The organism is Pseudomonas sp. 3-2, assembly GCF_019710535.1.
Lineage (GTDB): Bacteria > Pseudomonadota > Gammaproteobacteria > Pseudomonadales > Pseudomonadaceae > Aquipseudomonas > Aquipseudomonas pharyngis.
On record NZ_CP081200.1, the window covers coordinates 2,706,651 to 2,722,173 of the forward strand.

The 15,523-nt window shown below is 61.5% G+C and carries 10 protein-coding genes; 4 read left to right on the forward strand and 6 right to left on the reverse strand.

Annotation, left to right across the window (positions count from 1 at the left end; genetic code table 11):
* Positions 1–6: 6 nt before the first annotated feature.
* On the forward strand, positions 7–2,664 hold the full coding sequence (pepN, locus tag K3819_RS12375) for an aminopeptidase N (RefSeq protein WP_221399408.1): 2,658 nt from the start codon (positions 7–9) through the stop codon (positions 2,662–2,664).
* Positions 2,665–2,731: 67 nt separating this feature from the next.
* On the opposite strand, the gene katG is transcribed toward pepN, so the two are convergent.
* Positions 2,732–4,999, reverse strand: coding sequence for a catalase/peroxidase HPI (katG, locus tag K3819_RS12380; protein ID WP_085613079.1), 2,268 nt, complete (start codon positions 4,997–4,999; stop codon positions 2,732–2,734).
* A 326-nt stretch (positions 5,000–5,325) separates the two neighbouring features.
* On the opposite strand from katG, the gene K3819_RS12385 reads away from it, so the two are divergent.
* The gene (locus K3819_RS12385) at positions 5,326–7,362 is read left to right on the forward strand and encodes a TonB-dependent receptor (RefSeq protein ID WP_221399409.1); all 2,037 of its coding nucleotides are present in this window, start codon (positions 5,326–5,328) and stop codon (positions 7,360–7,362) included.
* 49 nt (positions 7,363–7,411) lie between these two features.
* On the opposite strand, the gene K3819_RS12390 is transcribed toward K3819_RS12385, so the two are convergent.
* Positions 7,412–9,622 (reverse strand): LTA synthase family protein, encoded by a 2,211-nt coding sequence (locus tag K3819_RS12390; RefSeq protein WP_221399410.1) that lies wholly within the window; start codon positions 9,620–9,622, stop codon positions 7,412–7,414.
* Positions 9,623–10,060: 438 nt separating this feature from the next.
* On the opposite strand from K3819_RS12390, the gene K3819_RS12395 reads away from it, so the two are divergent.
* Positions 10,061–11,074, forward strand: coding sequence for an ABC transporter substrate-binding protein (locus K3819_RS12395; RefSeq protein WP_085608945.1), 1,014 nt, complete (start codon positions 10,061–10,063; stop codon positions 11,072–11,074).
* Between the two features lie 158 nt (positions 11,075–11,232).
* The gene (locus K3819_RS12400; protein ID WP_007956881.1) at positions 11,233–11,649 is read left to right on the forward strand and encodes an organic hydroperoxide resistance protein; all 417 of its coding nucleotides are present in this window, start codon (positions 11,233–11,235) and stop codon (positions 11,647–11,649) included.
* 84 nt (positions 11,650–11,733) lie between these two features.
* Here the strand turns inward: K3819_RS12400 and K3819_RS12405 are convergent, their stop codons facing one another.
* The 4 genes from K3819_RS12405 to K3819_RS12420 all read right to left on the reverse strand — a co-directional run bounded on the left by K3819_RS12405 (position 11,734) and on the right by K3819_RS12420 (position 15,241).
* The gene (locus K3819_RS12405; protein ID WP_221399411.1) at positions 11,734–12,210 is read right to left on the reverse strand and encodes a copper chaperone PCu(A)C; all 477 of its coding nucleotides are present in this window, start codon (positions 12,208–12,210) and stop codon (positions 11,734–11,736) included.
* Positions 12,210–12,815, reverse strand: a complete 606-nt coding sequence (locus K3819_RS12410) for an SCO family protein (RefSeq protein ID WP_039770777.1) — start codon at positions 12,813–12,815, stop codon at positions 12,210–12,212. The genes K3819_RS12405 and K3819_RS12410 overlap by 1 nt, the downstream gene beginning before the upstream one ends.
* A 150-nt stretch (positions 12,816–12,965) precedes the next feature.
* A complete protein-coding gene (adeC, locus tag K3819_RS12415) occupies positions 12,966–14,384 on the reverse strand; it encodes an AdeC/AdeK/OprM family multidrug efflux complex outer membrane factor (protein ID WP_221399412.1) in 1,419 nt (472 codons plus the stop codon).
* A gap of 62 nt (positions 14,385–14,446) precedes the next feature.
* Positions 14,447–15,241 (reverse strand): helix-turn-helix transcriptional regulator, encoded by a 795-nt coding sequence (locus K3819_RS12420; protein ID WP_085613085.1) that lies wholly within the window; start codon positions 15,239–15,241, stop codon positions 14,447–14,449.
* Positions 15,242–15,523 lie beyond the last annotated feature (282 nt).

The window sequence follows — 15,523 nt, forward strand, 5'->3', positions numbered from 1 at the left end:
TTCAGCATGCGCACCGAACAACCGAAGATGATTTACCTGAAGGACTATCAGGCGCCCGAGTACCTGATCGACGAAACACACCTGACCTTCGAGTTGTTCGAGGACCACAGTCTGGTCCACGCGCAACTGGTGATGCGCCGCAACCCGGCCCGTGGCCCGGGCCTGCCGCCGCTGGTGCTCGATGGCCAGCAGCTGGAGTTGCTCTCGGTGACCCTGGCCGACCAGGAACTGAGCGCCGCCGACTACCAGCTGACGGAAAATCACCTGACCCTGCAACCGGCCAGCGAAACCTTCACGGTCGACACCAGCGTCAAGATCCACCCGGAAACAAACACCGCACTGGAAGGCCTGTACAAGTCCGGCACGATGTTCTGCACCCAGTGCGAGGCCGAAGGTTTCCGCAAGATCACCTATTACCTCGACCGCCCGGATGTGATGAGCAAGTTCACCACCACCGTGGTCGCCGAGCAGCACAGCTATCCGGTGCTGCTGTCCAACGGCAACCCGATCGCCAGCGGCCCCGGCGAAGACGGCCGGCACTGGGCGACCTGGGAAGACCCGTTCATGAAACCGGCGTACCTGTTTGCGCTGGTGGCCGGTGACCTGTGGTGCGTTGAAGACTCCTTCACCACCATGACCAACCGCAATGTGGCGCTGCGCATCTATGTCGAGCCGGAAAACATCGACAAGTGCCAGCACGCCATGAACAGCCTGAAGAAGTCGATGCGCTGGGACGAAGAGGTCTACGGTCGCGAGTACGATCTGGACATCTTCATGATCGTCGCCGTGAACGACTTCAACATGGGCGCGATGGAGAACAAGGGTCTCAACATCTTCAACTCCAGCGCCGTGCTGGCCCGCGCCGAAACCGCCACCGACGCCGCGCATCAGCGGGTCGAAGCGATTGTTGCCCACGAGTACTTCCACAACTGGTCGGGCAACCGCGTGACGTGCCGCGACTGGTTCCAGCTGTCGCTGAAGGAAGGCTTCACGGTGTTCCGCGATGCCGGTTTCTCCTCTGACATGAACTCGGCCACGGTCAAGCGCATTCAGGACGTGGCGTACCTGCGTACCCACCAGTTCGCCGAAGATGCAGGTCCCATGGCCCACGCCGTGCGCCCGGACAGCTTCATCGAGATTTCCAACTTCTACACCCTGACCGTGTACGAAAAGGGCTCGGAAGTGGTCGGCATGATCCACACCCTGCTGGGCGCCGAAGGCTTCCGCAAGGGCAGCGATCTGTACTTCGAACGCCACGACGGCCAGGCCGTGACCTGCGATGACTTCATCAAGGCCATGGAAGATGCCAACGGCGTCGACCTGACTCAGTTCAAGCGCTGGTACAGCCAGGCCGGCACACCGCGTCTGGCGGTGAGCGAGTCTTACGACGCCGCCGCGAAAACCTACAGCCTGACCTTCCGCCAGAGCTGCCCGGAAACCCCGGACAAGGTTGAAAAGCTGCCGTTCGTGATTCCGGTCGAACTGGGCCTGCTCGACAGCCAGGGCAACGAGATTGCCCTGCGTCTGGCCGGCGAAGACTCGGCTCAAGGCACCACCCGGGTGATTTCGGTGACCGAAGCCGAGCAGACCTTCACCTTCGTCGACATCGCCGAACAACCGCTGCCGTCCTTGCTGCGTGGCTTCTCGGCGCCGGTGAAACTGAGCTTCCCGTACAACCGCGATCAGCTGATGTTCCTGATGCAGCACGACACCGATGGTTTCAATCGTTGGGATGCCGGCCAGCAACTGTCGGTGCAGGTGCTGCAAGAGTTGATCGGCCAGCAGCAGAAGGGCGAAAGCCTGGTGCTCGACCCGCGTCTGGTTTCCGCGCTGCGCACCGTGCTGTCGGACGAGTCGCTGGATCAGGCGATGGTCGCGGAAATGCTCTCGCTTCCAAGCGAAGCCTATCTGACCGAAATCAGCGAAATCGCCGACGTGGACGCGATCCACACCGCCCGCGAGTTCGCCCGTCAGCAACTGGCGGAGAACCTGTTCGAACCACTGTGGCTGCGTTATCAGGCCAATCGCGACCTGTCGAAGCAAACCCCGTACGTGGCCGAAGCCGAGCATTTCGCCCGTCGCGCATTGCAGAACATCGCGCTGTCGTATCTCATGCTCAGCGGCAAGCCGGAAGTGCTGGCAGCAACCCTGGAACAGTTCGACAGCTGCGACAACATGACCGAACGCCTGACCGCGCTGGCGGTGCTGGTCAACTCGCCGTTCGACGAGCAGAAAGCCACCGCACTGGCCAGTTTCGCCGAGCACTTCAAGGACAATCCGCTGGTCATGGATCAGTGGTTCAGCGTCCAGGCCGGCAGCACCTTGCCGGGCGGTCTGGAGCGGGTGAAAGCGCTGATGCAGCACCCGGCGTTCAACATCAAGAACCCGAACAAGGTGCGTGCGCTGGTCGGTGCGTTCGCCGGGCAGAACCTGATCAACTTCCACGCGGCGGATGGCTCTGGTTATCGCTTCCTCGCCGATTTGGTGATTGAGCTGAACGGCTTCAACCCGCAAATCGCTTCGCGTCAATTGGCGCCGCTGACCCGCTGGCGCAAGTATGACGGCGCTCGTCAGGCGCTGATGAAGGCGGAACTGGAGCGGATTTTGGCTTCGGGGCAGCTGTCCAGTGATGTGTATGAGGTGGTTAGCAAAAGCCTTGCCTGACGCTGGTTCAGGGCAATAAAAAACGCCGCTCGATGAGCGGCGTTCTTTGTGGATGGATGAAAAAGGTTTATTGGCGCAAATCAAACCGATCCAGATCCATCACCTTCGCCCACGCAGCAACGAAGTCGTTGACGAACTTTTCCTTCGCATCGGAGCTGGCATACACCTCGGCCAACGCCCGCAGTATCGCGTTGGAACCGAATACCAGATCGACCCGGGTCGCCGTCCATTTCACGCTGCCGGTTTTACGGTCGCGGCCTTCGAACTCGGTTTTCGACGTCGGTTTCCATTCCACACCCATGTCCAGCAGGTTGCGGAAGAAGTCGTTTGTGAGGGAGCCGGGTTTGTCGGTGAACACCCCGTGTTTCGTCTTGCCGACGTTGGTGTCCAGCACCCGCAGACCGCCGATCAGCACGGTCATTTCCGGGGCGGAAAGGGTCAGCAGTTGTGCCTTGTCGATCAGCAACGCTTCGGCCGGCACGCGATAGGTGTTGGCGGCGTAGTTGCGGAAGCCGTCGGTGTGCGGTTCGAGGAAGCCGAATGACTCGACATCGGTTTGCTCCTGAGTCGCATCGGTGCGCCCCGGATTGAACGGCACAGTCACCGTATGCCCGGCGTTTTGCGCCGCTTGCTCGACACCGGCGTTACCGGCCAGCACGATCAGGTCCGCCAGCGAGACTTGCTTGCCTGTCGCTCCAGTGTTGAACTCGTTTTGAATGCCCTCGAGGACTTTCAGCACCTTGTCCAGTTGCTCAGGCTGGTTGGCCTGCCAGAATTTCTGCGGTGCCAGACGCAGACGCCCGCCATTGGCGCCGCCGCGCTTGTCCGAACCCCGGAAGGTCGATGCGGCCGCCCAGGCGGTGGAAACCAGTTCCGAAACGGACAGCCCCGACGCCAGTATTTTGCCTTTCAGCGCCCTGATATCGCTGTCGTCCACCAGTGGATGCGTGGTCTCGGGAATCGGGTCTTGCCACAGCAGTTCTTCCTGCGGCAATTCCGGGCCGAGATAGCGTGACAGCGGGCCCATGTCGCGGTGAATCAGTTTGTACCAGGCGCGGGCGAAGGCATCGGCCAGTTGATCGGGATTGGCCAGGAAGCGCCGCGAAATCTTCTCGTAGGCCGGGTCGAAACGCAGGGCCAGGTCGGAGGTGAGCATGGTCGGGTCGATGCGTTTGTTCGGGTCGTGGGCGTGGGGAATGGTGCCGGCCCCGGCGCCGTTTTTCGGTTTCCACTGATGGGCGCCGGCGGGGCTCTTGGTCAGTTCCCACTCGAAGCCGAACAGGTTTTCCAGGTAGTTGTTGCTCCACTTGGTCGGGGTGGTGGTCCAGGTCACTTCCAGGCCGCTGGTAATGGTGTCGGCGCCCTTGCCGGTGCCGAAGCTGTTCTTCCAGCCCAGGCCTTGTTCTTCGAGGCCGGCGGCTTCCGGTTCCGGGCCAACGTTGTCGGCGGGGCCTGCGCCGTGGGTCTTGCCGAAGGCGTGACCACCGGCGATCAGGGCGACGGTTTCTTCGTCGTTCATGGCCATGCGGCCGAAGGTTTCGCGGATGTCCTTGGCCGAGGCCACCGGGTCGGGATTGCCTTCGGGGCCTTCCGGGTTCACGTAGATCAGGCCCATCTGCACCGCGGCCAGCGGGTTCTCGAGGTTGCGTTCGCCCTGATTGGTGCGGCTCTCTTCATTGCCGTGCTCGGCGGGTTCGGCCACCAGCGTGCCTTCGCCCGGCGGCTGCATGGATTCCGGATCCTTGCCGTAGCGGTTATCGCCGCCCAGCCATTTGTTTTCCGAGCCCCAGTACACGTCTTCGTCCGGTTCCCATACATCCGCGCGGCCACCGGAGAAACCGAAGGTCTTGAAGCCCATCGATTCCAGCGCGACGTTGCCGGTGAGCACGATCAGGTCGGCCCAGGAAATGTTGCGGCCATACTTTTGCTTGATCGGCCACAGCAGGCGGCGGGCCTTGTCGAGGCTGACGTTGTCCGGCCAGCTGTTGAGCGGGGCGAAGCGTTGCTGGCCGGAGCCTGCGCCGCCACGGCCGTCAGCGGTGCGATAGGTGCCGGCGCTGTGCCAGGCCATGCGGATGAAGAGCGGGCCGTAGTGGCCGAAGTCCGCTGGCCACCACTCCTGGGAGTCGGTCATCAGCGCCGTCAGATCGCGTTTGAGGGCCTGGAAATCCAGGCTCTTGAAAGCCTTGGCATAGTCGAAGTCCTTGCCCATCGGATCGGATGCGGGCGAGTGCTGACTCAGGATTTTCAGGTTCAGTTGATTCGGCCACCAATCGCGGTTCGTCGTGCCACCGCCGGCGGCGTGATTGAACGGGCATTTCGATTCATTTGCCATGTTCGGGATCCTTATCAGGTCTTCTGCGGCCGGCTCGTGCCGACTTCGGACTAGTAAGGCTAGACCCGACTTGGCAAGTCAGCTAATAGGCCGACTATTGGTGCCTGATAGGCATAGTCTCTCACGCGAAGTGTAGGGAACCTGCAGGGGCAGGGCGCTGAAATGCCCGTGCTTGAGCGCTGGTTTGCATGTGTCTGGGCGAAACGGGATAGTCATTGGAAATGTTATTGTATAACATAAAAATGATTTCATCTGATCGGTGCCGGTAATACACCCTGTGTAGCGCTGGCATTGATCCTCAATTTTCTGCCTGACGGATTCCTGAAATGCCTTCCCGCTTCCACACCTTCCAACCCCGCCTGACGCTCATGGCCTCGGCGCTGCTGATCGCTTCGCCCGCATTCGCCGCCGACCCGCTGGAACTGCAACCGCAAGTCATCACCGGCAATCCGCTGGGCAGTCAGACCCTGGCCTCGCCCTCGACCGTGTTGAGCGGCGATGACCTGACGCTGCAGCAAAAGGGCAGCCTCGGCGAAACCCTGAACAAGCAGCCGGGCGTGTCGTCGTCCTACTTCGGCCCGGGTGCCAGTCGGCCGATCATTCGCGGGCAGGACGGCGATCGCATTCGCATCCTGCGCAACGGCGTCGGCGCGCTGGACGCCTCGTCGTTGTCCTACGATCACGCAGTGCCGCTGGACCCGGTCAATGTCGAGCGCATCGAAATCGTCCGTGGCCCGGCGGCCTTGCTGTACGGCGGCAGCGCCATCGGCGGGGTGGTCAACACCTTCGACAACCGCATCCCGACCGAAGCCATCGACGGCATCCACGGTGCCGGCGAGTTGCGCTATGGCGGCGCCGACACCACCCGCAGCAGCGCCGGCAAGCTTGAAGCCGGTAACGGCCAGTTCGCCTTGCACCTGGACGCCAGCGCCCGCGAGTTCAATGACCTGAAAATCCCCGGCTACGCCAAAACCGGCCGTGAACGGGCGAATGACGATGGCGATTCGAAAAAGCATCGGCTGGCCAACAGCGACGGTCGTCAGGACGGCGGTGCGGTGGGCGGGTCGTACACCTGGGATGACGGTTACGCGGGGCTGTCGTACAGCAATTACGATTCGAACTACGGCTCGCCGGCCGAAGACGATGTGCGCATCCGCATGGAGCAGGAGCACTACGCGTTCGCCTCGGAAATCCGCAACCTCGACGGCCCGTTCAGCTCGGTGAAACTCGACGCTGGCTACACCGATTACCAGCACCGGGAAATCGAGGGCGGCGAAGTCGGCACCACGTTCAAGAACAAGGGCTACGAGGCGCGGGTCGAGGCCCGGCATCAGCCACTGGGTCCGTTCAACGGGGTGATTGGCGCGCAAGTCAGTCGCAACGAATTCTCGGCGCTGGGCGAAGAAGCCTTCGTGCCGCACACCGATACCGATGCCGGTGCACTGTTCATTCTCGAAGAGCTGCAAGCCACGGATCGTCTGCTGTTCACCCTCGGCGGACGCCTTGAGCACACCACGGTCGATCCGGACGCCAAAGGCAACGAGCGTTTCGCCAATGCCGATCGCTCCAGCAGTTTCACCGCCGGCAGCCTGTCATCCGGTGCGGTGTACACGCTGACGCCGATCTGGTCGGTCGCCGCCACGCTGGGCTACACCGAGCGCGCGCCGACGTTCTATGAGCTTTACGCCAACGGCGCCCACGTCGCCACCGGCACTTATGAAGTCGGGGACGCGGGACTGTCGAAAGAAAAAGCCGTCTCCAGCGACCTCGCCCTGCGTTTCGACAACGGTACGCACAAGGGCAGCGTCGGCGTGTTCTATAGCCATTTCTCCAACTACATTGGTCTGCTCGGGACGGGGCGCACGCTCAACGACGAAGGCGAGGAAGACGCCGACGGCATTCCTGAATACACCTACTCCGGCGTACGGGCGCGCTTCAGCGGTATCGAAGCGCAGGATCGCTGGACCCTTGGCGAAAACGCCTACGGCAAGTTTGCGCTGGAGCTGTCGGGCGACTACACCCGCGCCAAGAACCTCGACAACGGCCAGGACCTGCCGCGCATCGCGCCGCTGCGGTTAAACACTGGGTTGTTGTGGGAGCTGGATCGCTGGCAGGCGCGGATCGATGTGGAACACGCCAGTTCCCAGCACCGGGTGCCGGACAACGAAAGCAGCACCGACGGCTACACCACGCTGGGGGCCAATGTGGGTTATCACTTTGATGTTGGTCAGAGCAAGTGGCTGGCCTTCGTCAATGCCGAGAACCTGACCAACCAGACCGTGCGTTACGCCAGCTCAATCCTGCGGGATATTGCGCCGGCAGAAGGGCGCAGCATTCAGGTAGGGCTGCGCACCACGTTCTGATCGGTCACATCGGGCAGGCGCCAGCGTCGTTGCGACGCTGGCGTCGACCTCAACTCGATTGAGCGGTGTCTTCCTCCGGGATCTCGTCCAGCAGATCCTGTTGCCCCGGCAGTTCGGTGATCACGCTGAAATCACTGACTTCCACGGCGCCCAGCCCATACCCCAGCAAGTGAAACGAGAACGCCTTGCGCGGTTGCGGGTTGTCGAAGCTGAAATCCATCTCCAGCGGCTGATCCGCCGTGGCGACCATCTCGGTCGGCAGGCCCAGTTGCACGTCCTGTTCGAACTCCTTGGCCTTGAGCTGAATGTACGCTGCCTGCTGCGGATCGACCGAACGTACGGTCAGGCGCACGCGGGTATGGGAGCCCTTGGGCATTTCCAGATACTGCGCGCCGATCAGGTTGTCGGCCCAGTCGTCCTTGATCTGCGCTTGCAGCGGGATGACGTTGGCGCTGCCGAACTGATAACGCTGGTTGAGCGGGGTGCGCAGCAGCGACAGATCCAGGGCCGAGGCGCGGGCGGCGATGTCCCGGGCGTTCTGGCTGCTGGCGTTGCCCTTGAACGTGGCGCTTTCGGCGATGAAACCTTGGCTTGCGTAATTGCGGCAACGGCGCGGCATGTCGCATTCGGTCAGCAGGCCGCGACCGTCGTGGTAACGCAGCTTGCCGTTGGTGAACGACATGATTTCGCGGCCCGAATCGTAATCGCGAAACAACGAGCGACCGCTGAGGGCGGAGGGCACCGGAAAGTCGAAGTAATCCAGAATCGACGCGCTCAGATCGACGTGACCATAGACCCCGGCGTTCAGGCGCGGCAGTTGCGCCTGTTCCGGCGCGAGGGTCAGGTTGAAGCCCCAGGACGACGCGAGGCGTACGCCGTCGATGCCGTGGGATTCGTCCGAGGTGATCACCACCAGCGTGTCTTTCAGCACGCCCTGGCGTTCGAGGCCGCTGAGAAACTGTTCCAGTGCATCGTCCAGATAACCGACGGCGGCCTGCTTGGGCGTGTCGTAGCGTTGCAGGTAATCCTCCGGCGCGGAGTAGGGCTGGTGGGTGCCGACGGTCAGCAGCGTGAGCATCCACGGCTGTTTCTGCTTCTTCAGTTCGCCGACGTATTTCAGTGCGCCTTCGAAAAACGCCTTGTCATCCTTGCCCCACGGGAATTCCAGGTAGTTGGCGTTGGTGAACCATTCCAGGCCATGGGTCGCATCGAACCCGATGTGCGGCATGATCTTGTCTTTGGCCATGAACCGCAGCCCTGCGCCTTGCAGGTAGTGAGTGGCAAAGCCGTGCTGACGCAACTGGGCCGGCAGGCACGCCTGATTGCGCTCGTGCTGGGTCAGCATTTCCACGCCTTTGGGCGTGCCGTTGTCGAGCTTGTCGTAATCGCCACAGAGCATGGCGTACAGACCGCGAATGGTCTGGTGGGTGTGCAGCACGTAATCCGGGGTGTTCATGCCGCGCTCGGCCCAGCGGCTGAGGTTGGGCATCAGGTCTTCCTGATAATGGCTGCCGATGGCCTGGCGATTGGCGCCGATGTAAGCGCCGGGAATGCCTTCGAGGGCGACGATCAACACATTGCGCGCCTGGCCCTTGGCCGCCAGCAACGGGTGACCGTTCAGATCGACATCGGTGAGACCGGCCATCGGTGGGGGAGCGACCTGGGTGCCGCCGTCCAGCCATTCTTCAGCCTGCATCTGCATGTCGGCAACCTGCGCGGCCAGCAGTTGGTGCGGCAGGTTGTACAGACGCCACGGGTCGGCATCGCTCGGGTTTAAGTGCTGCGCGCCCCAATACGCGGAGAACAGCAGCACCGGCGTCGCCCAGGTTGCACGGGGCAGAGCGCGAACCGGTGTCGCACGTCGAGTCCAATGACTGAGCAGCCACAAGGCCAGAGCCAGCAGCAGCGCAACCGCCACGCCAGGATGGGCGAAGCCGCCGCCGGTGGAGTTCTCCACGAACTGCGGGTCGATCAGGTAATGCAGGTCCGCCACGGTCGGCAGGCGACCGACCGCGCTGACCAGTTCCGCGGTCGCCACCGCCAGCAATCCCCAGAACAGCAGCACCGGCAGCGCCAGCCACCAGGGGCGGCGGTGCAACACCACCACCAGCAGACTGCCGATGGCCAGGTCCGACAGGTAACCAAACAGGCTCGACCAGCCGAGTGCCGCCCGCAGGCACACCGGCACGATCAGTACCAGAAAAACCAGAGAGAGAAGGCGGGCATCCAGGCACCGCAGCCGTTGAAAAAGAGCGCTCACAAAAAAAGACCTTCCAGCCATTAAACCGTCATAAAAGTGTGGGCGATGATACCAAGGGTGGGCTGTCTGATCGCCTTTTTAAACGGCTGGGTGATCTGCTCCCCGGAGGGTGCTGTTAGCCACCCGGATGAGCCGGGGCCTTGATCGGCGACCGTCCTGGCGGTTTTCCGGTCTGAACGCGGTGGCGGTTTTATTGTTTCAGGCTGTTTAACCGGCATTCACCTGCGTGTGACATTGGCCTTCCGAAGCGGTCAGCTTAAAGATGTCGCCGAGCAGCTGGCTGCAGCGGTGTCGATGGCTAGGGCGCGGACTTGCGAGCGTTTCTGCAAGTCTGACGTTCAGGTGATATCAATATGCGATAACGGTATTTAAATTTCGTTTTTTATAGCGATAGAGTCCGGCCTCACAGATTTCTCTATAAATCGTTGCGAGGTTGTCATGGCCCTACCGTTCAAACGTTCTGCACTGACGCTGCTGGCGGCCTCGCTGGCCGGCGCGTTGCTCGGCAACACTGCACAAGCCGAAGGCAAGATCAGCATCGCCCAGCAATTCGGCATCGGTTATCTGATTCTGGATGTGGTGCGCGATCAGCAATTGATCGAGAAACACGGCAAGGCCCAGGGGCTGGACATCAAGGTCGACTGGAACAGCATTTCCGGCGCCACCGCCATGAATGAAGCGCTGCTCACCGGATCGCTGGACGTGGTCTCGGCGGGCGTGCCGCCGATGCTTACCGTGTGGGATCGCACCAAAGGCAAACAGAACGTCAAGGCCATCGCTTCGCTGGGCTCGATGCCCAACTACCTGTTGACCAATAACCCGAACGTCAAAACCCTCAAGGACTTCAGCGACAAGGATCGCATCGCCGTGCCGGCAGCGGGTGTGGGCTTCCAGTCACGCACGCTGCAGATCGAAACGGCCAAGGAATTCGGCAATGACCAGTACAAGAAATTCGACGACATCTCCGTCAGCCTGCCGCACCCGGATGCCACGGCTGCACTGATCGCTGGCGGCTCGGAAATCAACGCGCATTTCTCCAGCCCACCGTTCCAGTATCAGGCGCTGCAGAATCCCAACGTGCACAAAGTGCTGAGTTCCTACGACGTGCTCGGTGGCCAGGCCACGTTCAACGTGCTGTACACCACGGAAAAATTCCACGACGAAAACCCGAAAACCTACAAGGCGTTCTACGACGCCCTGGCCGAGGCCGAGAAGATCATCAAGGCCGACAAGCCTGCGGCGGCCCAAGCCTACATTCGTGTCGAGCAGTCGAAGTTGCCGCTGGCGCTGGTGGAGAAAATCGTCACCGATCCGGAAATCGATTTCACCGTGGTGCCGCAACGCACCTTTATCTATGCAGAGAAATTGCAGGAACTGGGTGTGCTGAAAAACAAGGCGGACAGCTGGAAGGATTATTTCTTTGAAGAGGCGCATGGTGGGGCGGGGAGTTGAACGGCCGTCATTTCTGAACAACCCGTACGTCCATTGCCCGAGTGAGCGACAAACCCGCGTCTATAGTGAGAGGGCTGTGTGAAACCGGTGGCGCACCTCAAGGCTGCGACGGGAGGCGCCGAGTGAACAATCTGCTGTTTTTCATTCAGGAGATCGCCATGAGTCAGATCGAAAAAGTGCTCTACACCGCGAAAACCCACACCACCGGCGGACGTGACGGCGCCTCGCGCAGTTCCGACGGGATCCTCGATGTAAAACTGTCGTCGCCCGGTTCCAGTGGCGGCGGGACCAATCCGGAGCAATTGTTTGCCGCAGGCTGGTCGGCGTGTTTCATCGGCGCGATGAAAGCGGTGGCGGGGCAGCAGAAAATCAGCCTGCCAGCGGACCTGGCGGTGGATGCCGAAGTGGACTTGGGTACCAACTCGGGAGGGTATCTGTTGCAGGCGCGACTGAATGTAAGCCTGCCGGGCATGGAGCGCGGCGCGGCGCAGCAGCTGGTGGATGCGGCGCATCAGGTGTGCCCGTACTCCAAGGCCACGCGCAACAATATCGAGGTCGAATTGAAACTGGTCTGACATCCAGATGCAAAAGGGGCGGCATGATCATCGATCATGCCGCCCCTGTTGTTTTTTTGAAGGCGTAAATCTGTCAGTCAGCGATCAATGCATCTTGCTGTGATCGTGGCCTTCCATGGTCAGCGCCTTGACCGGCGCTTTCACTTCCACGGTTTCCTTTTCGCCCTTGGCGTTTTCGACGGTCAGGGTCAGCGGCACGCTGTCGCCTTCCTTCAGTTGAGCGGTCAGGCCCATCAGCATTACGTGGTAGCCATTCGGATCGAAGTTGACGGCTTTGCCCGCCGGCAGGTCGACCGACTTCACCGGGCCCATGCTCATCACGTCGTTCTTCATGCTCATCTCATGAATCTGCACGTCCTTGGCCGCCGGCGAAGCAACGCTGAGCAGCTTGCTGTCGCTGTCGGCGGTGACGCTCATGAACGCGCCGCTGGCCGACTGGTTCGGCACGGTCGCACGCACCCAGGCGTCGTCGACCCTGGTCTGCGCCGATACCTGGAACGCCAGGCCCAGCAGGGACAGGCCCAGTGCGGCACGTTTGATGTGGTTCAGAAAGGGGTTCATCAGCAGACCTCCATGACGGTAAGCAAATCTTCCGTGCACTCTTGTGCAGAAAGCGATTGAGACAGACCCACGCGCAACGTGCCCCGGGTGTCGTAGACGTAGCTGGTGGCGGTGTGGGAAAGGGTATAGGTGTCGCCGGCCGGGACTTTTTCGTAGAACACGTCGAATTCCTTGGCGGTGGCCTTGGTTTCTTCGAGGGTGCCGTACAGCGCGACGAAGCTTGGATCGAAGGTCTTGACGTAGGCGTCGAGGATTTCCGGGGTGTCGCGTTCCGGGTCGAGGGTGATGAACACCACTTGCAGGATGTCACCGTCCTTGCCCATCAGCTTCTTGATTTTCGCGGCGCGGGCCAGCGTCGTCGGGCAGATCGCCGGGCACTGGGTGAAGCCGAAGAAGATCATCGGCATCAGGCCGCGAAAGCTCGACAGCGTCACGGTGTTGCCTTCGGTGTCCTTGAGCTTGAAGGTGCGTCCGAGGATCTTGTCGCTCAGATCCTTGCCGTACTTGTACGACAGTTCGCCGCGGGTGTCGCAGCCGGCGAGCAGGCCGAGACCGAGTACGCCCATTCCCGCAAGCACCTTGCGGCGAGTCAACAAAGCCGTCATTTCATACCGCCCTTTGGAGCCCGCCGGTCGGCAGGACAGGCGGGGGGTTAACCGTAAAAGCGGCGCATGATACCAAAATGATCCGGCAGGTCTGTTTTTGATCACCTGTCAATGTCGGAACAGGCGACAAAAGGTGTAAGAAAACATGACTCAAGGTGCTGGCGGTGGCGGCTCGACCGGGCTCCAGCCGCCGCCCAGCGCGGTGTACAGATTCACTTGCGCCACCAGCTGCGCCAACCGGTCGGTAATCAGCCCTTGCTGAGAACTGAACAACGAACGCTGGGCATCGAGGAACGTCAGGCTGCTGTCGACGCCGCTGCGATAGCGATGCTGCGCCATGTCGTAATAATCCTGGGTCGCCTGCACCAGATCGCGCTGGGCCTGGAGCTGTTGTTCGTAGGTCTGGCGCGCCGCGAGGCCGTCGGATACTTCCTGAAATGCCGTCTGAATGGTCCTTTCGTACTCGGCGACGCTGATCTCTTTTTGCAGCTTCGCGTAGTCCAGGCTGGCGCGCAGACTGCCGGCGTTGAAGATCGGCAGGTTGATCTGCGGCTGGAACGTCCAGGCCCCGGAGCCGCCCTTGAACAGCCCGGACAGGTCGCGGCTGGACGTCCCGGCATTGGCGGTCAGGCTGACACTCGGGAAAAACGCCGCCCGCGCCGCGCCGATGTTGGCATTGGCGGCGCGCAGCTTGTATTCGGCCTGGAGAATGTCCGGCCGACGTTGCAGCAGATCGGACGGCAACCCGGCCGGCACGGATGCCACCAGATCACTGTCCAGCGGACGCGCCGGCAGATGCTCGGGCACCGGCGCGCCCACCAGCAGCGTCAGGCTGTTCAAGTCCTGGGCGACCTGACGCTGATAACGAGCGAGGCTTGCGCGGGTGCTGTCGACGCTGGTCTGCGCCTGAATCTGGTCCAGCGCCGAGGACTTGCCGGCCTCGCGGTTGCTGGTGGTCAGGTGCAGGCTTCGTTCGTCGGCGGCCAGCGTCTCCCGGGCCAGCGCCAGCAACTCCTGATCGGCGCGCCAGGTCAGGTAAGCGTTGGCGACGTTGGCCACCAGACTCAATTGCGCACTGCGCCGGGCCTCTTCGGTGGACAGCCAGGTCAGCAATGCCTGCTCGCTGAGGCTGCGCACCCGGCCGAAGAAATCCAGTTCATAGGCGCTGATGCCCAGACTCACCGAGTAGGTCGAGGTGATCGCCGCTTGGGTGCGGGTCACGCGGGACGGCACCCGCTGACGCAGTTCGTTGGCGTTGGCCGACACCGCCGGCAGCAGATCGGCGCGCTGGATGCGGTATTGCGCCTGAAACGCCTCGACATTCAGCGCGGCCACCCGCAGATCGCGGTTGTTGACCAGCGCGCTTTCAATCAATTGCTGCAACGCCGGGTCATTAAACAGCGCACGCCAGTCCTCGGCGCGGGGTGTGACCGAGGACGGCGCAGCATACGCCGGACCTTGCGGATACTGCGCGGCACTCGGCGATGCCGGTCGCTGGTAATCGGGAATCAACGAACAACCGCCCAGCAGTATCACGGCGGACAGCAGGGAAATCGGCAATCTGAACATCAAACAGCCTCGTTCACGAATGAGGGCGGACGCCGGGCGCCCGGAATGAGAAAAATGCCGGATCAGGCCCCGGCCATCCATTTCGCCAGACCGTGTCGCCCGCTGACCCCAAGCTTGGCGGCCGCACGTTTGAGGTAGGTCTCGATCGAGCTGTTCTTGACCCGCAACTTTTCCGCCATCTGCGGCACGGTGCCGCCGGTCAGCAGGCCCAGGCAGACTTCTTTCTCGCGCACCGACAAGGTGATGTCGCCCAACGCCAGGCGTTCGTCGAACACCTGTTGCAACGGCGTCTGGGGGTGATCGGCTTGTGGCGCGCGGAGTTGACGGGCGGTGACTTGGCGACTGATGTGCGCGTGGCGCTCGATCAATGGCAACAAGGTGTCGGACAGGCGCTTGAGGAACGACAGTTCCGGCAGGGAAAACACCCGATGCGTGTGGGGGCGGTAAAACGAGATGACGCAACGGCGGTTGGACGTGCGCGATACCAGATTGCATTGGTGAACGCTGTGGTGCGGGTGTCGATGCTGGAGCGAGGCTTTCAATTGAATCAGTAGCGAGTCGTTCATCTCGATCATCTTTTGCAGCAGCGGGTGGTCGTCCGGGTGCTGCAACGGGGCCGGGGGCGGGAAGGTGTCCGGCAAACCGGCGCTGCCCAACGCCTTGATCTCGACCACGCTGGATTCCCGTTCGTCCAGGGTCCACTCACTGAGATCGACGCGATTGACCGGAACGAGGTTGTCGACCAGCTGGAACATGTTGGTGGCAAAACGCTCGTTGCCGGTGCTGGCGATCAGTTCACCCAGTTGCCAGTAAAAGTGCGGATTTTCCATGTTGCGAAGACTGCCGGTCAGATTCATATCCTTGTCATCCTTGATTTAGAGCCATTGCCGAATCGTCTGCCGTGCATGCACCCGTGAAACGCCCACCCAGTTGTTTCTCCTGAAAATCGATCTGGAACGGGATTTAAGCCTATGCATTTGTCCTACGTCTGTAGGGGAAAACAGGGACACAAAGTGCCACCATTTCCGAAAAAATGGCGTCACGTTTCTGTCAGATCAATGTGTAAGGACTCGTAGTTTGTGACTGTACGATCTAGTACGAACCCCGGATTCCGGGGTTCGGACCCCGGTGCCGCGCCA

Coding starts and splice junctions, on each gene's coding strand:
- K3819_RS12395 (WP_085608945.1), top strand. CDS start 10,061: ATGGCCCTACCGTTCAAACGTTCTGCACTGACGCTGCTGGCGGCCTCG.
- K3819_RS12405 (WP_221399411.1), bottom strand. CDS start 12,210: ATGAACCCCTTTCTGAACCACATCAAACGTGCCGCACTGGGCCTGTCC.
- K3819_RS12410 (WP_039770777.1), bottom strand. CDS start 12,815: ATGACGGCTTTGTTGACTCGCCGCAAGGTGCTTGCGGGAATGGGCGTA.
- katG (WP_085613079.1), bottom strand. CDS start 4,999: ATGGCAAATGAATCGAAATGCCCGTTCAATCACGCCGCCGGCGGTGGC.
- K3819_RS12385 (WP_221399409.1), top strand. CDS start 5,326: ATGCCTTCCCGCTTCCACACCTTCCAACCCCGCCTGACGCTCATGGCC.
- K3819_RS12400 (WP_007956881.1), top strand. CDS start 11,233: ATGAGTCAGATCGAAAAAGTGCTCTACACCGCGAAAACCCACACCACC.
- K3819_RS12420 (WP_085613085.1), bottom strand. CDS start 15,241: ATGAATCTGACCGGCAGTCTTCGCAACATGGAAAATCCGCACTTTTAC.
- adeC (WP_221399412.1), bottom strand. CDS start 14,384: ATGTTCAGATTGCCGATTTCCCTGCTGTCCGCCGTGATACTGCTGGGC.
- pepN (WP_221399408.1), top strand. CDS start 7: ATGCGCACCGAACAACCGAAGATGATTTACCTGAAGGACTATCAGGCG.